Below are 22,498 nucleotides of genomic sequence, written 5' to 3'. Positions count from 1 at the left end.
GATAGTCGTACAAACGTGTGGTGGCTGTGGAAAACTCCGACGCCACTCAGCGGTCCGCACCTACCTTTGAATCATGACGCGCAACATCGTGATCAGTGGTGGTGGTACGGGCATCGGGCTGGCGGCCGCGCAGGCCTTCGCGGCGGACGGCGACCAGGTGCTGCTGCTCGGGCGGCGGGCCCAGGTGCTGGAGAAGGCGGGGGTGCCGGGGGCGCTCACCCGTGCCGCGGACCTCTCCGAGCCCGATCAGGTCCGTGCGGTGGCCCGGTTCGTCGCCGAGGAACTCGGCACCGTAGACGTTCTCGTGCACGGCGCGGGCGGCGCCGGGCATCTGGAGCCGCCGTCCGGCAGCGAAGACCCCCTGGACCGGGTGGCCCACGACTGGACCGTCAACTTCAGACAGAACACCCTGACGGCCGCGCTCCTCACCGAGGCGTTGAAGAACCGCCTCGCCGAGCCGGGTGGCCGGGTGCTCTTCGTCTCGTCCATCGCGGCCTACCGCGGTTCGGGCACCGGCGCCTACGCGGCGGCCAAGGCCGGGCTGCACCCGTACGCGCACGATCTGGCCCGGCAGCTGGGTCCGCGGGGCATCACCGTGAACGTGGTCGCACCGGGCTACGTCGAGGACACGGAGTTCTTCGGGGACACCATGGACGAGGCCCGGCGGGCGCGGCTCATCGACGACACGACGACCGGTCGCGCCGGGACACCGGGCGACGTGGCGGCGACCCTGCACTGGCTGGCCTCGCCCGCCGCCGGACACGTCACCTCACAGATCGTGCAGGTCAACGGAGGCGCGGAACGCGGCCACTGACGTGGCGCGTGCCCGGGTACGGCGGCTCGGGCACGGCCGTACCGGCACCGGCTGGCACCATGGCCTCATGAACATCATGCTCTTTCATTCGACCTACGGCCTGAGGCCCGCGGTGCGCGAGGCCGCGGACCGGCTGCGCGCGGCGGGCCACGAGGTGTGGACGCCGGACCTCTTCGAGGGGCGCACGTTCGACACCGTCGAGGAGGGCATGCAGTACAAGGAGGAGATCGGCAAGGACGAACTGCTGAAGCGGGCCGTGCTGGCGGCGGCGCCGTACTCCGACCGGGGGCTGGTCTATGCCGGGTTCTCGCTCGGCGCCTCCATCGCCCAGACCCTCGCCCTCGGCGACGACAAGGCGCGCGGACTGCTGCTCCTGCACGGCACGTCGGACATCGCGCCGAACGCGCAGGCGGACGAGCTGCCGGTGCAGCTGCACGTGGCCGAGCCGGACCCGTTCGAGACGGACGACTGGCTGAGCGCCTGGTATCTGCAGATGGGCCGGACCGGCGCCGACGTGGAGGTCTATCGCTACGCGGGCGCCGGGCACCTGTACACCGACCCCGGGCTGCCGGATCACGACGCCGAGGCCGCCGAGTCCACCTGGCGGGTGGCGCTCGGCTTCCTCGACGGCCTGGAGAACGCGTAGCCCTGTGCCCTACACGGGGTCGTAGGTCCGCTCGACTTTCTGGGTGCCGCTGCGGGTGCGGTACGAACGCTCCCACTGGGCGGTCGCGTTCGCGTCGGTGCGGTCGGACAGGACGTAGTAGTCCATCTGCGCCCGGTCGTTGGTGATGTCCAGCACGCCGAACCCGTGCCGGTCGGTGTCCACCCAGTGGACGTGCCGGTTGGCGGCCTCGATGAGCGGCGCGGCGACCGCGGAGACCACGCCCTCGGGGACCTTGACGATGTCGTCGAGGTTGTCGGAGGTCATCGAGGTGATCACGAACTCGGTGGCCGCCGACGGCGACAGTGGGTAGGTGCCCGCGTCCACCGGCACGTCGTTGGCCCAGGACATGTGGATGTCACCGGTCAGGAAGACGGTGTTGCCGATGGCGTTCGAGCGCAGATGGTCGAGGAGTTCGCGGCGGTCGTGGGTGTAGCCGTCCCACTGGTCGGTGTTGACGCCTATGCCGTCCTGCGGCAGGTCGAGCAGCTTGGCGAGCGGCTTGAGCAGGTCGGCGGTGAGGGAGCCGATGACGAAGGGGGCGATCATGACCGAGTTGCCGACCAGCCGCCACTTGGTGTCGGAGGCCTTCAGACCCGCCTTCAGCCAGTCGAGCTGGGCGCGCCCGGTGATCGTCCGGTTCGCGTCGTCCACCGAGCCGCTGCCCGCGGACGCCTGCTGGGAGCGGAAGGAACGCAGGTCCAGCAGGGACAGATCGGCGAGCTTGCCAAAGCGCAGCCGCCGGTAGGTGGTGCCCTCGATGGCGGGGCGGACCGGCATCCACTCGAAGTAGGCCTGCTTGGCGGCCGCCTTGCGGGCGGTCCAGGTGCCCTCGGCGCCCTCGGTGTGGTTGACCGCGCCGCCCGACCAGGCGTTGTCGGCGAACTCGTGGTCGTCCCAGATCGCGACGACCGGTGCCTTCAGGTGCAGAGCCTGGAGATCGGGGTCGGTCTTGTACTTGCCGTGCCGGGTCCGGTAGTCGGCGAGCGTGATTATCTCGTTGGCGGGCGCGTGCGGGCGGACCACCTTGCCGCGGGCCGCGTACTCGCCGGACTTGTACTCGTAGATGTAGTCGCCGAGGTGCAGCCACGCGTCCAGGTCGCTGCGGGCGGCGAGGTGGCGGTAGGAGGCGAAGTAGCCGGCCTCCCAGTTGGCACAGGTGACCACGCCGAAGCGCAGCCCGGCCACGGCCGCGTCCGCCGCCGGGGCGGTGCGGGTGCGGGCCACCGGGGAGTCGGTGCCGCCGGCCGAGAAGCGGAACCAGTAGTCGGTCGCCGGCTCCAGGCCGCGGATGTCGGCCTTCACCGTGTGGTCGGAGGCGGCGGTCGCGGTGGTGGACCCCTTGGAGACGACGCTCGTGAACGCCTTGTCCTTGGCGACGACCCAGTTCACCTCGGTGTCCGGGCCGAGCCCGGAGCCCGGCACCGCCTGCGGGACGGGGGTCACCCGGGTCCACAGCAGGATGCCGTCGGGCAACGGGTCGCCGGAGGCGACCCCGTGCAGGAAGGCGGGGGCCTGGTCGGCGGCGCGCGCCGGCAGGGAGGCGGCGAGCGGACCGGCGGCCAGCACAGCGGAAGCCGCCGCGGCCTTGACGACCGTACGGCGGCGGGGGGAAACGGAGTTCAGGCGCTCGGAGGCCGAAAAAGATCTGTATCGACTGGTCACGAGCGCTCAGGTTACTGACCGGTACGCACACAAGAGCGGGCGAACTCCCAATGTTCGCCCGCTCTTCACGTGAACGCCGGATTCCGCCGGGCCGTCAGCCCTTCATGGCTGCGTCGAGCGCCTTGTTGAAGTCGGCCACGTTCATGGGCGGGTTCTTGCCGTCGGGGCCCGTCAGCGTCTTGCCGTCCATCTTCAGGGTCGGCGTGCCCTGGATGCCGTCCTTGTTGAAGATCTTGGATTCCTCCAGCGCCCACCGGTCGTAGGTGCCGTCCTTCACCGCCTTCTGGAAGGCCGCGTTGCCCTTCAGGGCCGGGACCGTGTCGGCGATCTGGAGCAGATAGGAGTCGTCCTTGAACTTGTCGTCCTGCTCGTCGGGGTGCCACTTCGTCGAGTACATCGCGGACCTGTACTCGAGGAACGCCTCGGGGCTGACGTTGAGCGCGGCGCCGAGGGCGCTGAGCGCGTTCTTGGAGCCCACGCCGGGCAGGTTCTGGTCGAGGAAGGTGGCGCCGACGTAGTGGAGCTTGATCTTGCCGTCGTCGATGTCCTTCTTCACCGTCGAGCCGACGGTCTCCTCGAACTGCGCGCAGATCGGGCAGCGCGGGTCCTCGTAGACGGTGAGGGTCTTCTTGGCGGTGCTCTTGCCGATGACGACGGTCGTGCCGTCCGAGCCCGTGGTGTTGGCCGGCTTCACGAGCGGCTTGCTCTTCGCGGCGTCCCACCCGGTGGGCTTGTTGGCCTGGACGACGGCGTAGCCGATGCCGCCGGCCGCGGCCAGCACGGCCACGACCGAGGCGGCCACGATGATCTGGCGCCTGGTCTTGGCGCGCTTGGCCTGCCGCTCGCGCTCCTCGCGCAGCCGCTCGCGGGCCGCCGTCTTCGACGACTGGCTGTTCCGCTTGCTCATGTTGGTGATCTCCATGTGGGACGCGCACATGTCGTACGCGGGATACGTGTGGGGGACTGGATGTGCTCGGCTGCCACCGCGCAGAGGTCGTTCAGACCGCTGCGAGGGCGGGTGAGCACGGCGGTCCACGCCGTCCCAGGGAGTGCGCGAGGAGCCGGTCGCGGGCGACGGCCCGGCGGGGGGCCGGGCGCGGCAGCCGGCGGACCGGAGTCAGCCGAGCGGCGACCGAGGACACCGCGAGCAGCAGCGGCCGGAAGGTGGTGGCGGCGATCGCGCGCAGCAGCTGCACCATCGCCCGCTCGCCCCGGCGCAGCCAGGCGGCGGCGAGCAGGCCCACGCCGACGTGGGCGGCGAGCAGCAGCCAGGCGGCGGCCGGGCTGGCGTGCGCGAGCAGCACATCCGGGCGGCCGTGCACCCCGGTCACCTGGGCGAGCGGGGAGCCGACGGCACCGCCCTGGCACAGCACGTCGAAGCCGAAGGCGCGCAGCGGGCCCGCGACCGGGCCGCCCGCCCGGCCGTAGCAGGCGTGCTGGCCGGTGGTGAACACCGTGTCGGCCGCCAGCTCCAGCGGGATCAGCAGGGCCGCGATCCGGCCGAAGCCGCGCTCGCGGCCCGCCAGCGCGTACGCGGCGGCGAACACCCCGGCGCAGACCGTCAGCACCGTTCCCACCGGCAGCGGGGCCCGGGACAGCAGCACGTGCGACGCGGTGCTGAGCGTCACGACGAAGGCCGTGAACAGCGCCGCGCGCACGGCTCTGAGCTGGGTCCCGGATATGTCCATAGCGAGAGAAGAGTGTGTCACGTAGGCGGGTAAGGGACCCCTAAAGAGTGCCTATGAGTGCGCGAAGGTTACAGCCCCGGAATCCGGCCGTTGCGGAACAGGTCGACGAAGATCTGGTGGTCGGCACGCGCGCGTGCGCCGTAGCGGTGCGCGAAGTCCGCCAGGAGCGGCGCGAAGCCCTCCTCGTCGGCCGCGAGCGCCGCGTCGATGGCCCGCTCGGTGGAGAACGGCACCAGGGACTCCCCCGACTGGTCGTCCGCCGCCGCGTGCATCGCCGCCGTCGCCCGGCCCAGGTCGGCGACCACCTGCGCGATCTCCTCCGGGTCATCGATGTCGCTCCAGTCCAGGTCGACGGCGTACGGCGAGACCTCGGCGACCAGCTGGCCCGCGCCGTCCAGCTCGGTCCAGCCCAGCCACGGGTCGGCGTGGGCCTGCAGGGCGCGCTGGGAGATCACCGTGCGGTGGCCCTCGTGCTGGAAGTAGCCCGCGATGGCCGGATCCGTGATGTGCCGGGAGACGGCCGGGGTCTGCGCCTGCTTGACGTAGATCACCACATCGTTCTCCAGGGCGTCGCTGTGGCCCTCCAGGAGGATGTTGTACGACGGCAGACCGGCGGACCCTATGCCGATGCCCCGGCGGCCGACGACGTCCTTCACGCGGTAGGAGTCGGGCCGGTCCAGCGAGGCGTCCGGCAGGGTCTCCAGATAGCCGTCGAAGGCGGCCAGCACCTTGTACCGGGTCGCCGCGTCCAGCTCGATGGAGCCGCCGTCCGGCGCGAAGCGGCGCTCGAAGTCGCGGATCTCCGTCATCGACTCCAGCAGCCCGAAACGGGTCAGCGAGCGGGCGTCACGCAGCGCGTCGAGCAGCGGACCCTGCGCGGTGTCCAGCGTGAACGGCGGCACCTCGTCGCTCTTGGCGCCCGTGGCCAGGGCGTGGATGCGCTCGCGGTACGCGCCCGCGTAGATCTCCACCAGCCCGGTGATCTGTTCGTCACCGAGCGCCTTCGCGTACCCGAGGAGGGCGATCGAGGCCGCGAAGCGCTTCAGGTCCCAGGTGAAGGGGCCGACGTAGGCCTCGTCGAAGTCGTTGACGTTGAAGACGAGGCGGCCGTTGGAGTCCATGTACGTGCCGAAGTTCTCCGCGTGCAGGTCGCCGTGGATCCACACGCGCGAGGTGCGGTCGTCCAGGAAGGGGCCGCCGCGCTTCTCCGCGTCCAGGTCGTGGTAGAAGAGGGCCGCCGTGCCCCGGTAGAACGCGAACGCCGAGGCCGCCATCTTCCGGAACTTCACCCGGAAGGCGGCCGGGTCGGCGGCCAGGAGCCGGCCGAAGGCGGTGTCGAAGACGGCGAGGATCTCCTCGCCGCGCTGCTCGTCGTTGAGCCGGTGGACCGACATCGCGGGGTGCCTCCTGGTGCATTGCCTGTACGACAGCGTTTCTGCCGTCTTCAACGGGCGACGCCACGCGGGAGTGCCCGGTTCCCGCACGAAGGTACGCAGAGAGAGCCCGCGCGTGTCAGTGCCGAGGCATAGACTTCGACGCTGACCCCACAACCGTGCGCCAGCCCGTCGCCGAGTGTTTCCCCCGGAGGCTCAACCGTGTCAAAGCCGCCCTTCACGCACCTGCACGTCCACACCCAGTACTCGCTGCTGGACGGTGCCGCGCGGCTCAAGGACATGTTCAACGCCTGCAACGAGATGGGCATGACGCACATCGCCATGTCCGACCACGGCAACCTCCACGGGGCGTACGACTTCTTCCACACCGCGAAGAAGGCCGGAATCACCCCGATCATCGGGATCGAGGCGTACGTCGCCCCCGAGTCGCGGCGCAACAAGCGCAAGATCCAGTGGGGCCAGCCGCACCAGAAGCGGGACGACGTCTCCGGTTCCGGTGGTTACACCCACAAGACGATGTGGGCGGTGAACAAGACCGGCCTGCACAACATCTTCCGGCTCTCCTCCGACGCCTACGCCGAGGGTTGGCTGCAGAAGTGGCCCCGGATGGACAAGGAGACGATCGCCCAGTGGTCCGAGGGCATCGTCGCCTCCACCGGCTGCCCCTCCGGCGAGCTCCAGACCCGGCTGCGCCTCGGCCAGTACGACGAGGCCCTCAAGGCGGCCGCCGACTACCAGGACATCTTCGGCAAGGACCGCTACTTCCTGGAGCTGATGGACCACGGCATCGAGATCGAGCACCGGGTCCGTGACGGCCTTCTGGAGATCGGCAAGAAGCTCGGCATCCCGCCGCTGGTCACCAACGACTCGCACTACACGTACGCGCACGAGGCCGGCGCCCACGACGCCCTGCTGTGCATCCAGACCGGCAAGAACCTCTCCGACCCGGACCGCTTCAAGTTCGACGGCACCGGGTACTACCTGAAGTCCACGGACGAGATGTACGCCATCGACTCCTCGGACGCCTGGCAGGAGGGCTGCGCCAACACGCTCCTCGTCGCCGAGATGGTCGACACCACCGGCATGTTCGAGGCGAAGAACCTCATGCCGAAGTTCGACATCCCCGAGGGGTACACCGAGGTCACCTGGTTCAAGGAGGAGGTCCGCCGCGGCATGGAGCGCCGCTTCCCCGGCGGCATCCCCGAGGACCGCCAGAAGCAGGCCGAGTACGAGATGGACGTCATCATCCAGATGGGGTTCCCGGGCTACTTCCTCGTGGTCGCCGACTTCATCATGTGGGCCAAGAACAACGGCATCGCGGTCGGCCCCGGCCGAGGCTCCGCGGCCGGCTCGATCGTCGCCTACGCCATGGGCATCACCGACCTCGACCCGATCCCGCACGGCCTGATCTTCGAGCGCTTCCTCAACCCCGAGCGCGTCTCCATGCCCGACGTCGACATCGACTTCGACGAGCGCCGGCGCGTCGAGGTCATCCGGTACGTGACGGAGAAGTACGGCGCCGACAAGGTCGCCATGATCGGCACGTACGGCAAGATCAAGGCCAAGAACGCGATCAAGGACTCCGCGCGCGTGCTGGGCTATCCGTACGCGATGGGTGACCGGCTCACCAAGGCGATGCCCGCCGACGTCCTCGGCAAGGGCATCGACCTGAACGGCATCACCGACCCCTCGCACCCGCGCTACAGCGAGGCGGGCGAGATCCGGGGGATGTACGAGAACGAGCCGGACGTGAAGAAGGTCATCGACACCGCCAAGGGCGTCGAGGGCCTGGTCCGGCAGATGGGCGTGCACGCGGCCGGCGTGATCATGTCCAGCGAGACCATCACCGAGCACGTCCCCGTCTGGGTGCGGCACACCGACGGCGTGACCATCACGCAGTGGGACTACCCGAGCTGTGAGTCGCTCGGCCTGCTGAAGATGGACTTCCTGGGCCTGCGCAACCTGACGATCATGGACGACGCCGTCAAGATGGTGAAGTCCAACAAGGGCGTCGACATCGATCTGCTGAGCCTCCCGCTCGACGATCCGACGACCTTCGAACTGCTCCAGCGCGGCGACACCCTCGGCGTCTTCCAGTTCGACGGCGGCCCCATGCGCTCGCTGCTGCGCCTGATGAAGCCCGACAACTTCGAAGACATCTCCGCCGTGTCGGCGCTCTACCGGCCGGGCCCGATGGGCATGGACTCGCACACCAACTACGCGCTGCGCAAGAACAAGCTCCAGGAGATCACCCCGATCCACAAGGAGCTGGAGAAGCCCCTCGAAGAGGTCCTGGCGGTCACCTACGGCCTGATCGTCTACCAGGAGCAGGTGCAGAAGGCCGCCCAGATCATCGCCGGCTACTCGCTCGGCGAGGCCGACATCCTCCGCCGCGTGATGGGCAAGAAGAAGCCCGAGGAACTGGCGAAGAACTTCACCATCTTCCAGGCCGGCGCCCGCAAGAACGACTACAGCGACGAGGCGATCCAGGCCCTGTGGGACGTGCTGGTCCCCTTCGCCGGCTACGCCTTCAACAAGGCGCACTCGGCCGCGTACGGCCTGGTGTCGTACTGGACCGCCTATCTGAAGGCGAACTACCCAGCCGAGTACATGGCCGCGCTCCTGACCTCCGTCAAGGACGACAAGGACAAGTCGGCGATCTACCTCAACGAGTGCCGCCGCATGGGCATCAAGGTGCTCCCGCCGAACGTCAACGAGTCGGTGCACAACTTCGCCGCCCAGGGCGACGACGTGATCCTCTTCGGCCTCGAAGCGGTGCGCAACGTCGGCACCAACGTGGTCGAGTCGATCATCAAGAGCCGCAAGGCGAAGGGCAAGTACGCCTCCTTCCCCGACTACCTCGACAAGGTCGAGGCGGTCGCGTGCAACAAGCGCACCACGGAGTCGCTGATCAAGGCGGGAGCGTTCGACACCCTGGGGCACACCCGCAAGGGGCTCACGGCGCAGTACGAGCCGATGATCGACAACGTGGTCGCGGTCAAGCGCAAGGAGGCCGAGGGGCAGTTCGACCTCTTCGGCGGCATGGGCGAGGAGGAGAGCAGCGAGCCCGGGTTCGGGCTCGACGTGGAGTTCACCACCGAGGAGTGGGAGAAGACCTATCTGCTCGCCCAGGAGCGGGAGATGCTCGGTCTGTACGTCTCCGACCACCCGCTCTTCGGCCTGGAGCACGTGCTGTCCGACAAGGCCGACGCGGGCATCTCGCAGCTCACCGGCGGCGAGCACGCGGACGGCGCGGTCGTCACCATCGGCGGCATCATCTCGGGCCTCCAGCGCAAGATGACCAAGCAGGGCAACGCCTGGGCGATCGCCACCGTCGAGGACCTCGCCGGCTCCATCGAGTGCATGTTCTTCCCGGCGACGTACCAGCTGGTGTCGACCCAACTCGTCGAGGACGCCGTGGTGTTCGTCAAGGGACGCCTCGACAAGCGCGAGGACGTGCCCCGGCTCGTCGCGATGGAGCTGATGGTCCCGGACCTGTCCAACGCGGGCACCAACGCACCGGTGATCCTCACCATCCCGGCCACCAGGGTCACCCCGCCCATGGTCAGCCGCCTCGGCGAGATCCTCAGCCACCACAAGGGCGACAGCGAGGTCCGGATCCGGCTCCAGGGCCCGCGCAAGACCACCGTGCTGCGCCTGGACCGGCACCGGGTCAAGCCCGACCCGGCGCTCTTCGGCGACCTGAAGGTGCTGCTCGGCCCGTCCTGCCTGGCGGGCTGACGCGTATCCGCGCGATGGGGCGCACCCGCCACGGGTGCGCCCCATCTGTGTGCCTGGGCTTCAACTGCCCCTATATGCAGATGTCAGTTGTGGCCGAACCGCTTCTGCCGGCCCTTGCGCGCCACGTCCGCAGGCGTCATCTGCGATATCCGCTGTTCCGCCTGTGCTTCGAGAGAGGACTTCTGAGCCTGCTCCTGGCTGCGCTCGGACTGCGGCTGTTTACGGTCCTGCTTCTTGTTCTTGGCCATGGTGGTCTGCCTCCTGCGGGGAACTAGGGGCCAGGGCTGACATCAGATTCACATAGGCTGACATTGGGCGCATGTCGGATAATTACCGTGTGTGACAGGGCAAGTGGGCCCGCGTGAGCCGCAAACGCCACGCCGAAGATCGAGTTCCGGCCGTTAACCTCCGCGTGGTCGGGCAGACTCGAAGGAAGTCCGAAGCAAAGCCTCCCGGGAAGAGGGTGAGTCGCGTGGACCGATGCATCGTCCTGGTGGACGCCGGGTACCTGCTGGGCGCCGCCGCCAGCCTCCTCGCCGGTGAGCCCTCACGGTCCCGGATCACCGTCGACCACACCGCGCTGATCCAGGCGCTGCGCGACCGCGCGGAGGCCGAGACCGAGCGCCCGCTGCTGCGTATCTACTGGTTCGACGGCGCCCCCGACCGCGTTCCGCAACCGGAGCACCGCCGGCTGCGCGTGATGCCCCGGGTCACCGTCCGGCTCGGTGCCCTCACGCGCAGTGACGGGCGCTGGGCGCAGAAGGGCGTGGACGCGGCCATGCACGCCGAGCTGACCGAACTGGCCCGCAACCGCGCCTGCTCCGACGTCGTCCTCGTCACCGGCGACGGAGACCTGCTGCCCGGCATGATGGCCGCCAAGGAGCACGGCGTCGCCGTCCACCTGTGGGCCGTCCAGGCCGCCGACGGCGACTACAACCAGTCCGAGGACCTCGTCGCCGAGGCCGACGAGCGACGCGTGCTGGACCGGGCTTGGATCACCCAGGCCGTCCGTGCCAAGGAGCTGACCGGCGTCTGCGCCCCGCAGCCCGCGCCCCGCCCCGAGATCGCCGCGATCCTCTCCGCGCCGCTGCCCGAGTCCGCGCTCACCGCCGCGTCCGAACGCCCGGCCGAGCAGGGCACACATCCGGCGGCCGCCGCCGCGACGGAGAACGGCGGCCAGGAGCGGTCCGCCGCACCCAAGGGCGTACCCACCCCCAAGGACCTCGCCGCCCTGCGCGCCCCCGGCACCCCGTCCGTCCAGAACCCCGCGACCGCGACCCTGCGCTGGTCCTCCGACAAGGGCTGGGTGGACCGCCCCGGCGTGGTCTCCGAGCCGCCCGAGGCCGCCGCCATGCCCACGCTGGCCCAGCTCACCACGGCCGAGCAGCGCTGGGCCGACCGCGAGGAGGACATCACCACGGTCGGCGGCGACCCGTACGAGGTCGGCCAGGTCTTCGCCCGGCGCTGGATCTCCCGCCTCGGCGACCAGGGCCAGCTGCCGAAGCTGTCGCAGATGTACCCGCGCATCCCGCACCGCATCGACGGGGAGCTGCTGCGTTACGCGGCCCGGTTCGGGCTGCTCGCCCACAAGGACGACCAGATCGACGAGCACGACCGTTACGCCATCCGGGCGGGCTTCTGGCGGGAGGTCGACGTGCCCGCGGCGACGGAGCCCGCGCCCGCCGGGGGACTGAACCCCGGTGGAACCCCCGTAGGCGGACCCAAAGGCGAGTAAAGGCCCCGCACCCCGTACTCTCGTCCTTTGTGAACACGCGCGCGGTACAGGCCCTTCGCCATGACGAGGTCGTACGCGTGCGCGGCCTCGCCAAGACCTATCCGGCCGTCAAGGGGCGGCGCGGTGTCCCCGGTACGCCCGAGGTGCGGGCCACCGACGGGGTCGAGCTGACGGTCAGGCGCGGCGAGGTCTTCGGGCTGCTCGGGCCGAACGGCGCCGGCAAGTCCACCCTCGTACGGCAGCTCACCGGACTGCTGCGGCCGGACAGCGGCGGCGTCGAGATCCTCGGCCACGACATCGTGCGGCACCCCGAGCGGGCCGCGCGTCTGCTCGCCTACCTCGGCCAGGAGTCCTCCGCGCTGGACGAGCTGACCGTCTCCCTCGCCGCCGAGACCACCGGACGCCTGCGCGGCCTCGACGTACGGCGGGCGCGGGCCGAGCGGGACGCCGTGCTGGAGGAGCTGGGGCTCACGCCGATCGCCGGGCGGGCGCTGAAGAAGCTGTCCGGCGGGCAGCGCCGGCTCGCCTGCTTCGCCGCCGCCCTCGTCGGGGAACGCGCGCTGCTCGTGCTGGACGAGCCGACCACCGGCATGGACCCGGTGGCCCGGCGCGCGGTGTGGGCGGCCGTGGACCGGCGGCGCGCCGAGCGCGGGACGACGGTGCTGCTGGTCACCCACAACGTCATCGAGGCCGAGACCGTCCTGGACCGGGTCGCCGTGCTCGACCAGGGCCGGGTGATCGCCTGCGACACCCCGGCCGGGCTCAAGGAACAGGTCGCCGACGAGGTGCGGGTCGAGCTGGTGTGGCGGGAGCGGGCGCCGCTGGAGGTGCCCGAGGTCGCCGTACTGCGCGAACGCGCGGTGGAGTCCGGCCGGCGCTGGACGCTGCGGCTCGCGCCCGAGGAGGCCCGCGCCGTCGTCGCCACCGTGACCGGCGGGGCCGCGTTCGCCGCCCTGGACGACTTCACCCTCGCCGCGCCCAGCCTGGAGGATGTCTACCTGGCACTCGGCGGCGCGGCCCGGCAGGGGCTGGTGAAGGCATGAGCGCACCGGCCGCGGAATACGTAGGGAAGTGCGCGACTGCCGCAGGGAAGAGGAGCAGCTCGACGTGAGTGTCGTACCCGCCCAGGTGCTGCCGGGCAGTGCCCCGGCCGTACCCGAGACGGCACGGGAGACGGCCGAACTCGGCCCGCCCGCGCGGCTGTGGCCGTCGCTGGCGGCCGTCTACCGGGCGCAGCTGTCCAGGGCCCGGGTGGCGCGGATCCCGCTGTTGTTCGTCGCGACCTTCCAGTCCGTCGGCATCACGGTGATGATGCGCGGCGTCGTCGACTCCGGCAGCGAGGCGCAGTCCGTGGTGGCCGGGTCCTCGGTGCTGGTCGTCGCCTATGTCGCGCTGAACCTGCTCTCCCAGTACTTCGGGCAGCTGCGGGCCAGCGGCGGGCTCGACCACTACGCCACCCTGCCGGTGCCGCCGGCCGCGGTGGTGCTCGGCGCGGCCGCCGCGTACGCCTCCTTCACGGTGCCGGGGACCTTGGTGACGGCCGTCTTCGGATGCGTGCTGTTCGGGCTGCCGCTGTCCAACCTGTGGATCCTGCTGGTCGTGATCCCGCTCGCCGGGGCCGCGCTGTCCGGGCTCGGCGCCGCCTGCGGGCTGCTCGCGCCGCGGCCCGAGCTGGCCACGCTGCTCGGGCAGCTGGGCATGTCGGCGGCGCTGCTGCTCGGGGTGCTGCCGGCCGACCGGATGCCGGAGATCGTCCGGCTGGCGCGGGATCTGCTGCCGTCGACGTACGGCGTGGAGGCGTACGCCCGGACCTTCGGCGCCCACCCGGACTGGGCCGTCGTCCTCGTCGACCTGGGTGTGTGCGCCGGTGTCGGGGTGGTCTCGCTGGCCGTGGCGACCTGGGCGTACCGCCGGGCCGCCGTCCGGTGACGCGGGGCACAGCACGACCTGGCACGATGTCAGGGTGACCGCACCGCTGACTCCGCCACCGCCACCGCACGACGACTCCCCGCACCAGGTCTGGCAGGGCTCGCCTGCCGGAGCGCCGGGCGCGGGCCGGCACGAACAGGACGGCCCCGGGATGAAGACGGAAGTGCGGGACGCCGCCGTGATCACGGTGGCCGTGGCGGTGGCCGGGGTGCTGCTGGGGCTGCTGTGGTGGTGGCTGGCACCGCATGTGCCGCTGATCGGCGACGCGGTCGACAAGAGCTGGGTGGTCTACCTCAAGGACAGCGAGGGCGAGCAGGCCATCGGGGTGGACGGCACGTTCACCCTGCTGGCCCTGGGCTTCGGGCTGGTCAGCGGGGCGGCCGTCTTCCTGCTGCGTCGACGCGGCGGTGTGCCGGTCGTCGTGGCACTGGGCGTCGGCGCGCTGCTCGGGTCGCTGCTGGCGTGGCGGCTCGGTATATGGCTCGGGCCCACCTCCGACGTCATCGCGCACGCCAAGCAGGTGGGCAAGGGGGTCACGTTCTCGGCGCCGCTGAAGCTGGGGGCGAAGGGGGCGTTGCTGGCGTGGCCGCTGGCCGCGCTGATCGTGCACCTCGGACTCACGGCGCTCTTCGGTCCCCGGGATCCCGAGCCGCCCTATCCGCACGGCCCGGCGGCCACGGACCCCTACGGCGCACCGCTGCCGTGACCCGGACAGCCGCAGACGCCCACGGACGGCCGTAGGGTCACGGCCCCACCTCGGACAGCCGTGGAGACGGCCGCGCGAAGCCACGGGCCCCCGGGGACGCCGTGCCCGTCAGCCGCGGCCGATGGGCGCGGGCACGGCGTTCGTCAGCTGTGCCAGGTCTGCCGGCGCCAGCTCCACCTCCAGGCCCCGGCGGCCCGCCGACACACAGATCGTCTCGTGCGCCTCGGCCGACTCGTCCAGCACCGTCGGGAGCTGCTTGCGCTGGCCGAGCGGTGAGATGCCGCCCCGTACGTATCCGGTCGTCCGTTCCGCGAGGGCCGGGTCGGCCATCGTCGCCCGCTTGCCGCCCACCGCCGCCGCCAGGGCCTTCAGGTCCAAAGAGCCGGAGACCGGGACCACGGCCACCGTCAGGGCGCCGTCGACGTCCGCGACCAGGGTCTTGAAGACGCGGTCGGGAGAGACGCCCATCGCCTCCGCGGCCTCCTCGCCGTAGGACGGGTGGGCGGGGTCGTGGTCGTAGGCGTGGACCGTGAAGCCGACGCCCGCCGCGGCCAGGGCGACGGTCGCGGGCGTGCCGCCGGACTGCTGCTTCTTCTGCTTCTTCGCCATCCCGGCTTCCTCAGTTCAGGCTCGTCGGCGTCCGCGTCAGCTCGAACGCGGGCAGCGACGGCAGGCTGCGGATGATGGCCGTCTCGGCGCGCAGGAGCTTCAGCTCGTCACGGAGCCGGGACGCGGTGTCCGGCGCCTGCAGCAGTCGCTGCTTGGTCGGCGTGTCGTGCACCATCGCGGCGGCCACGAGGTACGACACCACGCTCGGTTCGTCCGGCAGCTCCGCGCCCGAGGACAGCGAGCGCTCGCGGGCGCCGGCCAGGCGTTTCTGGTACTGCCGGAAGGACCGCAGGACCCCCTCGGCCAGCGCGCCAGCCTCCTCGCCCGGTTCCTCCTCCAGCTCCTCCAGCTCCGCCGTGAGGAACGGACCCGACGCGTCCACGGACAGCAGCCGTACCCGGGTCGTGCCCGTGGCCAGCACCTCGAAGGTGCCGTCGGCCCGCTCCCGGATCGTCGCCGCGTCCGCCACGCAGCCCACCCCGTGCAGGGCCTTGAGCGGTTCCGGGCCGAAGCCCGCGGCCGGCCCCCGCTGGGGCTGCGCGGTGGGATCGGGCATGCCGGGGGCGCTCGGCGCCACCTCGGAGCCGTCACGGATGGCCACGACGGCGAACCGGCGCGGTTCGTCCTCGGGAGTCTTGAGCAACTCGCGCATCATGGCGCGATAACGCTCCTCGAAGACGTTGAGCGGCAGCACGAGACCCGGGAACAGCACGGTGTTCAGCGGGAAGAGCGGGAGACGGACGGTGGTCACGGCGCCCCAGCCTAATGGTCACCGGCGCGAACGTGTCCGCCGTGCTCGCCGGGAGGTGCCGGGGACCAGGCCGCCGGCCCCGCGGCCAGCGGCCCGGGACCGGGCGCCAGCAGGTGCTCGCGCAGCCGCAGGAAGTGGCCGAGCGGGTCGTCGGAGAACCGGTCCCAGGGGAAGGACGTGGCGTACGGGCCGATCAGGGCCAGCTCGGCGCGGGCGTCCTCCCAGCGCTCCAGGCGTATCAGGACGTACAGCAGCTTGTTGCGGATCCCGGCGGGCCAGGGGTCGGCCGCCGGGAAGCGGGCCGACAGGGCGAGCGCCCGGTCGGCCGCGGCGTCCAGCCGGGCGCGCGGTACCTCGGGGCCGCAGCCGTCGGTCAGATAGCCGAAGGCCGCGCGGGCCGGCAGCGCCTGGACCAGCGAGTCGGCCGGCGCGTCCTGAGCGGCCCGGTCGGCGAAGTCCAGGCACTCGCGGTGCGCGCCGTGCCAGGAGGCGGCCAGATAGCGCAGGGCGGCCACATGGCAGCCGTGGTGGTGCGGGGCGCGCCGGACGGCCGCCTCCCACAGCTCCTCGACGTAGCGGTGCCCGGCCTGCGAGCCGCGCGCGTGGTCCAGCGCGATCCGCCAGGGCACCGGATCGCGGTCGTCGGCGCGCGCGGCGGCGGTGATGAACGGGCTCACCTCGCGCAGCAGTTCGGCGCGGGCCGGCGAGGGCCAGGCGCGGTCCACCGCCAGCTGCGCCCCGACCAGCAGCACGCCCGGATCGTCCGGCGCGGTCGAACGCCAGGCCTCGAACCACTCGGGGCGCGAGCGGGCGAAGCCGGCCAGGTGGCGTACGTACCGGTCGCGGTTCTCCCAGGCGGACGCGGCGCGGGTGGCGGTCAGCAGGGCGGCCACCGTGTCGTACTCGCCCCGGGCGGCCGCGACCAGCGCGGGGGACAGGCGCTGGTCGGGCGCGTCGAGCACGACCTCGTCCCCGGCCGTGGGCCGGCCGGCCGGGCGCGCGGAGCGTTTGGTCATCCGGGGGCAGCGGATGAACGAGGGCAGCGGGGCCATGGTGTCGACCATTGAAAGACCGCAGGTCGGGGGCGCGCCAGAGAGTTCGGGGAAGTCCGGGAAAGTTGTACGGCGCGAGGTCAAGGAGCCGTAAAGGTGCGGTCTCGAATCGGCATCAGCTGTGCCGACGCTCCCGCCGCGCCACCCGGGTCAGCTCCGCCGCAGCAGTCGCGTCGCCCCCGCCGCCACCGTCGTCGCGAGTATCCAGCCGAGCAGGATCATCGCGGCCGACAGCCACTGCCAGCCGCCGCGCAGCTGCCACTCGCCGACCTGGCCCAGGTCGATCACCGGCAGCAGCAGATCCAGCGTGAACAGGGCCGGGCTCCAGTACGGGTGGCCGTCGTGGTTCATCGGCGGATGGTCCGCGTGCGCGAACGCCAGCGTGCCCGCCGCCCACAGCACCGCCATCCACACCGCGGCCCGGCCCGGCCGGTAGCCGTAGGCCACGGTCCAGTCCTGCACGAATCCCCAGACCTTGGCAGCGGGCGGCAGCGTCTCGCGGCGCCGGCGCTGCTTGGCGAGCAGCACCTCGCGCGCGTCCTCGTCCTCCCCGGCCGCGCGCAGCACCGCGGCCAGCCGCTCGTACGGCTCCGGTGCGTACTCCGCGGTGGCCGCCGCTATCCAGTCCAGGCGGCGGGTCAGCGGGAAGGGGCCCTGCGGCACCAGGCTCTCGTAGGCGAACCCGCCCATGTGCAGCCGGCCGGTGTCCGGCCAGGCGCCCGCGCGGTCCACCAGGTTGACGATCCGCGCCCCGGACAGCACGACCCTGCCGCGCTGCGGCCTGTCCCCGAGGAAGCGCAGCTCGGGCGAGTGCACCCGGCGCAGCGACAGCTCCTGGTCGTCGGTGAGGGCGAACCGGGCCCGCTCCAGGTCGACGGCGTCCCCGAACCGCCCGTCGTCCAGGCGTATCCCGCCCTGGCACTCGAAGCGCTGGATCCGTGTCCCGCGAGCGGGAGTCGTGCCGCTCAGCAGCGGGCTGCCCACGCCGGCCGGGGTCAGGTACAGGGTGCGCTCGACGGTCAGCTGGGGTGCGTTCAGGGCGAGCCGGGCGTAGGGATTGGCGAGTTTCGCGCCCCGCAGGCTGAGCGAGACGCCGATCTTGGCGCCGCGCAGACTCAGCTCGCCGTGCGACTCCAGCATCTCCGCCTGGAGGTCCTGGCCGACGGTCATGCCGTCCCCCGCGATCGACCGGCCGCTGCGGTCGCGGTACACGATCGCCTGGTTGAGCAGCAGATCGGTGCCGATGTGCGCGTCGGTCAGCCGGATCCCGTTCTGGAAGCGGCAGCGCGGCAGATGCAGATCGCCCTCGGTGTGCACACGCGCCGCCTCCAGGCGCGGGACCGCGCAGTCCACCAGGCGCAGGGTGGTGAACCGGGCCTCCGGCAGCAGCACCTCGTCGTCGAAGCGGCAGCCGCGCAGCTCCACGTACGGCGTCACCGTGCCGCCCGCCAGGTCCATCGGGCCGGCGATCCGGACGCCGACGAGCTTCAGGGCGGACACCCGGCCCGCGAGCGCCGGCGGCCCGTCGAGCAGCAGCCAGCACACGACCCGCGCCCGCACGGTCCGCTCGGGCCCCCAGGGATGCCCGCCGTGGGGATCGTCCACGACGGCGTCCCCGCTGCTCAGGTCGTACACGCTGCCGTTGCGGAAGGCCTGCCACATGCCCGCCTCGACCGCGGTCAGCTCCTCCGGCAGGTCTCCGGCGTGCAAGCCGGTCCCTTCGGTCACCGCAGTTCCTTCTCCCTCCACCCATCAGGGGTTTCGTACAGCCGTTCATGCCCGCTGAGTGACTGATGGAACACCGGAGGTGAAGGTGATCTTCCGACTTCGGCCACGTTCTGTATCAGCCATTGATACGCGCGCACCGTGCCCGACCCCGGTCTGCGAGAATTGAGTCCGTGATCTCCCGAATCGATCTGCGCGGCGACGCCCTCCCCGAGGGCCCGGCCCTGCGCGACCTGCTGCCCCGAGCCGACTTCGACGTCTCGGCCGCCCTGGAGAAGGTGCGTCCGATCTGCGAGGCCGTGCATCATCGTGGCGACGCGGCGCTGATCGACTTCGCCGAGAGGTTCGACGGAGTACGGCTGGAATCCGTCCGTGTGCCGGCCCAGGCGCTCAGCGACGCGCTGGCCGCCCTCGACCCGGCCGTGCGCGCCGCGCTGGAGGAGTCCATCCGCCGCGCCCGCCTGGTCCACCGCGAGCAGCGCCGCGACACGCACACCACCCAGGTGGTGCCGGGCGGCTCCGTGACCGAGAAGTGGGTGCCGGTCGAGCGCGTCGGGCTGTACGCGCCCGGCGGCCGCTCGGTGTACCCGTCCTCCGTGGTCATGAACGTCGTACCGGCCCAGGAGGCCGGCGTCGAGTCCATCGCGCTCGCCTCGCCGCCGCAGGCCGACTTCGGCGGGCTGCCGCACCCGACGATCCTCGCCGCGTGCGCCCTGCTGGGCGTGGACGAGGTCTACGCCGCGGGCGGCGCCACCGCCGTCGCGATGTTCGCGTACGGCACCGAGTCCTGCGCCCCCGCCAACATGGTCACCGGCCCCGGCAACATCTGGGTCGCCGCCGCCAAGCGCTTCTTCACCGGCAAGATCGGCATCGACGCCGAGGCCGGCCCGACCGAGATCGCGATCCTCGCCGACGACACCGCCGACCCGGTGCACGTGGCCTCCGACCTGATCAGCCAGGCCGAACACGACCCGCTGGCCGCCGCCGTCCTCGTCACCGACTCCCTCGAACTGGCCGAGGCGGTGGAGAAGGAGCTGGAGCCGCAGGTCGCGGCCACCAAGCACATCGAGGACCGGATCGTGCCCGCGCTGAAGGGCCGCCAGTCCGCGATCGTCCTCGTGGACAGCCTGGCGGAGGGCCTGCGCGTGGTCGACGCGTACGGTGCCGAGCACCTGGAGATCCAGACCGCCGACGCCGCCGCCGTGGCCGACCGCGTCAAGAACGCGGGCGCGGTCTTCATCGGCCCCTGGGCCCCCGTCTCGCTCGGCGACTACGCGGCCGGGTCCAACCACGTCCTGCCCACCGGCGGCTGCGCCTGCCACTCCTCGGGCCTGTCCGTCCAGTCCTTCCTGCGCGGCATCCACATCGTGGACTACACGAAGGACGCGCTGGCCGAGGTCGCCCACCACGTGGTGACGCTGGCGGAGGCGGAGGACCTGCCCGCGCACGGCGCGGCCGTCAAGGCTCGCTTCGGCTGGAAGGTACCCGAGAGCAAGTGACCGGCAACCACTCTTCGTCGCCTTGGGACGAGCTCCCCATCCGGGACGAGCTGCGCGGCAAGTCCCCTTACGGCGCGCCCCAGTTGGACGTCGCCGTACGGCTGAACACCAACGAGAACCCCTACCCGCTGCCCGAGCCGCTGGTCGAGCGGATCGCGCAGCGGGTGCGGGAGGCCGCCCGGGACCTGAACCGCTACCCGGACCGGGACGCGGTCGAGCTGCGCACCGAGCTGGCCAAGTACCTGACGAGCACGTCCGGGCACGAGGTCGGCCTGGCCAACGTCTGGGCCGCCAACGGCTCCAACGAGGTCATCCAGCAGCTGCTGCAGACCTTCGGCGGACCGGGCCGTACGGCGATCGGCTTCGAGCCGTCGTACTCGATGCACGCGCTCATCGCGCGCGGCACCGGCACCGGCTGGGTCTCGGGTCCGCGCAGCGAGGACTTCACGATCGACGTCGCCGCCGCCGAGCGGGCCATCGCCGAGCACAAGCCCGACGTCGTCTTCATCACCACTCCCAACAACCCCACCGGCAACGCGGTTCCGCCGGAGACGGTCCTCGCGCTGTACGAGGCGGCCCAGGCGGCCAAGCCGTCGATGGTGATCGTGGACGAGGCGTACGTCGAGTTCAGCCACGGCGACTCGCTGCTGTCGCTGCTGACGGGCCGCCCGCACCTGGTCGTCTCGCGCACGATGTCCAAGGCGTTCGGCGCGGCGGGCCTGCGCCTCGGCTACCTCGCCGCCGACCCGGCGGTCGTGGACGCCGTCCAGCTCGTCCGGCTGCCGTACCACCTCTCGGCGATCACCCAGGCGACCGCCCTGGCCGCGCTGGAGCACACCGGCACCCTGCTGAAGTACGTCGAGCAGCTGAAGACGGAGCGGGACCGGCTGGTCGCCGAGCTGCGTTCGATCGGCTACGACGTCGTCGAGTCCGACGCGAACTTCGTGCAGTTCGGCCGGTTCGACAGCGCCCACGACGCCTGGCAGAAGATCCTCGACCGGGGCGTCCTGGTCCGGGACAACGGTGTACCGGGGTGGCTACGGGTGTCCACCGGAACCCCCGAAGAGAACGACGCGTTCCTCGACGCGGTACGTGAAGTCAAGAAGGAGCTTGAGGCATGACTCGCGAAGGTCGCGTCGGAAGAATCGAGCGGACCACGAAGGAGACGTCCGTCCTGGTCGAGATCGACCTCGACGGCACCGGGAAGACCGACATCAAGACCGGCGTCGGCTTCTACGACCACATGCTCGACCAGCTCGGCCGGCACGGGCTGTTCGACCTGACCGTGAAGACCCACGGCGACCTGCACATCGACTCCCACCACACCATCGAGGACACCGCCCTCGCGCTCGGCGCCGCCTTCAAGCAGGCCCTCGGCGACAAGGTGGGCATCTACCGCTTCGGCAACTGCACGGTCCCGCTGGACGAGTCCCTCGCCCAGGTCACCGTCGACCTCTCCGGCCGCCCCTACCTCGTGCACACCGAGCCCGAGAAGATGGCGCCGATGATCGGCGAGTACGACACCACGATGACCCGGCACATCCTCGAGTCCTTCGTCGCCCAGGCGCAGATCGCCCTGCACGTGCACGTGCCGTACGGGCGCAACGCGCACCACATCGTGGAATGCCAGTTCAAGGCCCTTGCCCGGGCGCTGCGGTACGCGTCCGAGCGCGACCCGCGCGCGGCCGGCATCCTCCCCTCCACGAAGGGCGCGCTGTAAACCCATGAACGGTCTGTCCACGCTCCTGATCGTCGTCGGCCTCTTCCTCGTCGGCGGCATCGTCTCCTTCGTCAAGCAGAAGATGCCCACGAGCCTCATCGTGCTGCTCTCCATCGGCGCGGCCATGTGCCTCGTCGCGGGCGTCATGCGGCTGGAGGTCTGGAATTGAGCAGCAAGAAGGTCGTGGTCTTCGACTACGGCTTCGGCAACATCCGCTCCGCCGAACGCGCCCTCGCGCGCGTGGGCGCCGATGTCGAGATCACCCGCGACTTCGACGAGGCGATGAACGCCGACGGTCTGCTGGTTCCGGGCGTCGGCGCGTTCGCCGCCTGCATGCAGGGCCTGCGCGCCGCCCGCGGTGACTGGGTGGTGGACCGCCGGCTGTCCGGCGGGCGGCCGGTGATGGGCATCTGCGTCGGCATGCAGATCCTCTTCGCGCGCGGCATCGAGCACGGCGTGGAGGCCGAAGGCCTGGACGAGTGGCCCGGCACGGTCGCGCCCCTGCAGGCCGAGGTCGTCCCCCACATGGGCTGGAACACCGTCGACGCCCCCGCCGACTCCCAGCTGTTCGCGGGCCTCGACGCGGACGCCCGCTTCTACTTCGTGCACTCCTACGCCGTCCACGACTGGACCCTGGAGTCGCACAACCCGCTGATCGCGGCCCCCAAGGTCACCTGGTCCACGCACGGCAAGCCGTTCGTGGCCGCGGTGGAGAACGGCGCCCTGTGGGCCACCCAGTTCCACCCCGAGAAGTCCGGCGACGCCGGCGCCCAGCTCCTCACCAACTGGATCGGAACCCTGTAGAC

General features: G+C 71.3%; 21 protein-coding genes. 12 read left to right on the top strand and 9 right to left on the bottom strand.

What is annotated here, in order from left to right:
- The first annotated feature begins 73 nt into the window (after positions 1–73).
- Positions 74–814, top strand: coding sequence for an SDR family NAD(P)-dependent oxidoreductase (locus ADK64_RS00535; RefSeq protein WP_053653751.1), 741 nt, complete (start codon positions 74–76; stop codon positions 812–814).
- Between the two features lie 67 nt (positions 815–881).
- A complete protein-coding gene (locus ADK64_RS00530; protein ID WP_053654356.1) occupies positions 882–1,460 on the top strand; it encodes a dienelactone hydrolase family protein in 579 nt (192 codons plus the stop codon).
- A gap of 9 nt (positions 1,461–1,469) precedes the next feature.
- On the opposite strand, the gene ADK64_RS00525 is transcribed toward ADK64_RS00530, so the two are convergent.
- The 4 genes from ADK64_RS00525 to ADK64_RS00510 form a co-directional block, all read right to left on the bottom strand.
- Complete coding sequence (locus ADK64_RS00525) at positions 1,470–3,143, bottom strand: alkaline phosphatase D family protein (RefSeq protein WP_053653749.1); 1,674 nt, start codon at positions 3,141–3,143, stop codon at positions 1,470–1,472.
- 94 nt (positions 3,144–3,237) lie between these two features.
- Complete coding sequence (locus ADK64_RS00520) at positions 3,238–4,050, bottom strand: DsbA family protein (protein ID WP_053654354.1); 813 nt, start codon at positions 4,048–4,050, stop codon at positions 3,238–3,240.
- 91 nt (positions 4,051–4,141) lie between these two features.
- A complete protein-coding gene (locus tag ADK64_RS00515; protein WP_053653747.1) occupies positions 4,142–4,831 on the bottom strand; it encodes a hypothetical protein in 690 nt (229 codons plus the stop codon).
- 68 nt (positions 4,832–4,899) lie between these two features.
- On the bottom strand, positions 4,900–6,225 hold the full coding sequence (locus tag ADK64_RS00510; RefSeq protein WP_053653745.1) for a DUF2252 domain-containing protein: 1,326 nt from the start codon (positions 6,223–6,225) through the stop codon (positions 4,900–4,902).
- 201 nt (positions 6,226–6,426) lie between these two features.
- Here ADK64_RS00510 and dnaE point away from each other — a divergent pair, with 201 nt between their 5' ends.
- Complete coding sequence (dnaE, locus tag ADK64_RS00505) at positions 6,427–9,966, top strand: DNA polymerase III subunit alpha (protein WP_053653743.1); 3,540 nt, start codon at positions 6,427–6,429, stop codon at positions 9,964–9,966.
- Between the two features lie 83 nt (positions 9,967–10,049).
- On the opposite strand, the gene ADK64_RS46500 is transcribed toward dnaE, so the two are convergent.
- On the bottom strand, positions 10,050–10,214 hold the full coding sequence (locus ADK64_RS46500) for a hypothetical protein (protein WP_199829440.1): 165 nt from the start codon (positions 10,212–10,214) through the stop codon (positions 10,050–10,052).
- A 224-nt stretch (positions 10,215–10,438) separates the two neighbouring features.
- Here ADK64_RS46500 and ADK64_RS00500 point away from each other — a divergent pair, with 224 nt between their 5' ends.
- From ADK64_RS00500 to ADK64_RS00485, 4 genes are all read left to right on the top strand, one after another.
- The gene (locus tag ADK64_RS00500; RefSeq protein ID WP_053653741.1) at positions 10,439–11,701 is read left to right on the top strand and encodes an NYN domain-containing protein; all 1,263 of its coding nucleotides are present in this window, start codon (positions 10,439–10,441) and stop codon (positions 11,699–11,701) included.
- A 29-nt stretch (positions 11,702–11,730) separates the two neighbouring features.
- Positions 11,731–12,744 carry an ABC transporter ATP-binding protein gene (locus ADK64_RS00495; protein WP_053653739.1) on the top strand — a complete coding sequence of 338 codons (1,014 nt, stop codon included), beginning with the start codon at positions 11,731–11,733 and terminating at the stop codon, positions 12,742–12,744.
- A gap of 64 nt (positions 12,745–12,808) precedes the next feature.
- Positions 12,809–13,630, top strand: a complete 822-nt coding sequence (locus tag ADK64_RS00490) for an ABC transporter permease (protein ID WP_053654352.1) — start codon at positions 12,809–12,811, stop codon at positions 13,628–13,630.
- 34 nt (positions 13,631–13,664) lie between these two features.
- Positions 13,665–14,336: a hypothetical protein gene (locus tag ADK64_RS00485; protein WP_053653737.1), complete on the top strand. Its 672-nt coding sequence runs from the start codon at positions 13,665–13,667 to the stop codon at positions 14,334–14,336.
- A gap of 108 nt (positions 14,337–14,444) precedes the next feature.
- Here ADK64_RS00485 and ybaK read toward each other — a convergent pair whose 3' ends face one another.
- From ybaK to ADK64_RS00465, 4 genes are all read right to left on the bottom strand, one after another.
- Positions 14,445–14,945 carry a Cys-tRNA(Pro) deacylase gene (ybaK, locus tag ADK64_RS00480; protein WP_053653735.1) on the bottom strand — a complete coding sequence of 167 codons (501 nt, stop codon included), beginning with the start codon at positions 14,943–14,945 and terminating at the stop codon, positions 14,445–14,447.
- A 10-nt stretch (positions 14,946–14,955) separates the two neighbouring features.
- Positions 14,956–15,696: an LON peptidase substrate-binding domain-containing protein gene (locus ADK64_RS00475; RefSeq protein WP_053653733.1), complete on the bottom strand. Its 741-nt coding sequence runs from the start codon at positions 15,694–15,696 to the stop codon at positions 14,956–14,958.
- An 11-nt stretch (positions 15,697–15,707) separates the two neighbouring features.
- The gene (locus ADK64_RS00470) at positions 15,708–16,760 is read right to left on the bottom strand and encodes a hypothetical protein (RefSeq protein ID WP_234384416.1); all 1,053 of its coding nucleotides are present in this window, start codon (positions 16,758–16,760) and stop codon (positions 15,708–15,710) included.
- Between the two features lie 138 nt (positions 16,761–16,898).
- The gene (locus ADK64_RS00465; protein ID WP_053653731.1) at positions 16,899–18,476 is read right to left on the bottom strand and encodes a hypothetical protein; all 1,578 of its coding nucleotides are present in this window, start codon (positions 18,474–18,476) and stop codon (positions 16,899–16,901) included.
- Positions 18,477–18,646: 170 nt separating this feature from the next.
- Here ADK64_RS00465 and hisD point away from each other — a divergent pair, with 170 nt between their 5' ends.
- The 5 genes from hisD to hisH are packed head-to-tail and all read left to right on the top strand — an operon-like array spanning position 18,647 to position 22,496.
- Complete coding sequence (gene hisD / locus ADK64_RS00460; RefSeq protein WP_053653728.1) at positions 18,647–19,972, top strand: histidinol dehydrogenase; 1,326 nt, start codon at positions 18,647–18,649, stop codon at positions 19,970–19,972.
- Positions 19,969–21,093, top strand: coding sequence for a histidinol-phosphate transaminase (locus ADK64_RS00455; RefSeq protein ID WP_053653726.1), 1,125 nt, complete (start codon positions 19,969–19,971; stop codon positions 21,091–21,093). Before hisD ends, ADK64_RS00455 begins: the two co-directional genes overlap by 4 nt.
- Positions 21,090–21,692, top strand: a complete 603-nt coding sequence (gene hisB, locus ADK64_RS00450; RefSeq protein WP_053653724.1) for an imidazoleglycerol-phosphate dehydratase HisB — start codon at positions 21,090–21,092, stop codon at positions 21,690–21,692. The genes ADK64_RS00455 and hisB overlap by 4 nt, the downstream gene beginning before the upstream one ends.
- A gap of 4 nt (positions 21,693–21,696) precedes the next feature.
- Entirely contained in the window at positions 21,697–21,861 is a 165-nt protein-coding gene (locus ADK64_RS46495; RefSeq protein ID WP_053653722.1) for a hypothetical protein, read from the top strand.
- Positions 21,852–22,496: an imidazole glycerol phosphate synthase subunit HisH gene (hisH, locus tag ADK64_RS00440; RefSeq protein WP_053654348.1), complete on the top strand. Its 645-nt coding sequence runs from the start codon at positions 21,852–21,854 to the stop codon at positions 22,494–22,496. The genes ADK64_RS46495 and hisH overlap by 10 nt, the downstream gene beginning before the upstream one ends.
- Positions 22,497–22,498: the final 2 nt, after the last annotated feature.

The organism is Streptomyces sp. MMG1121, from assembly GCF_001280015.1.
Taxonomy (GTDB): Bacteria; Actinomycetota; Actinomycetes; order Streptomycetales; family Streptomycetaceae; genus Streptomyces.
The sequence above is the reverse complement of the archived record's forward strand: the minus strand, read 5'-3'. Positions and strand labels throughout refer to the sequence as shown.

Coding starts and splice junctions, on each gene's coding strand:
- ADK64_RS46500 (WP_199829440.1), bottom strand. CDS start 10,214: ATGGCCAAGAACAAGAAGCAGGACCGTAAACAGCCGCAGTCCGAGCGC.
- ADK64_RS00510 (WP_053653745.1), bottom strand. CDS start 6,225: ATGTCGGTCCACCGGCTCAACGACGAGCAGCGCGGCGAGGAGATCCTC.
- ADK64_RS00470 (WP_234384416.1), bottom strand. CDS start 16,760: ATGGTCGACACCATGGCCCCGCTGCCCTCGTTCATCCGCTGCCCCCGG.
- ADK64_RS00515 (WP_053653747.1), bottom strand. CDS start 4,831: ATGGACATATCCGGGACCCAGCTCAGAGCCGTGCGCGCGGCGCTGTTC.
- ADK64_RS00530 (WP_053654356.1), top strand. CDS start 882: ATGAACATCATGCTCTTTCATTCGACCTACGGCCTGAGGCCCGCGGTG.
- ADK64_RS00520 (WP_053654354.1), bottom strand. CDS start 4,050: ATGAGCAAGCGGAACAGCCAGTCGTCGAAGACGGCGGCCCGCGAGCGG.
- ADK64_RS00535 (WP_053653751.1), top strand. CDS start 74: ATGACGCGCAACATCGTGATCAGTGGTGGTGGTACGGGCATCGGGCTG.
- ADK64_RS46495 (WP_053653722.1), top strand. CDS start 21,697: ATGAACGGTCTGTCCACGCTCCTGATCGTCGTCGGCCTCTTCCTCGTC.
- ybaK (WP_053653735.1), bottom strand. CDS start 14,945: ATGGCGAAGAAGCAGAAGAAGCAGCAGTCCGGCGGCACGCCCGCGACC.
- hisB (WP_053653724.1), top strand. CDS start 21,090: ATGACTCGCGAAGGTCGCGTCGGAAGAATCGAGCGGACCACGAAGGAG.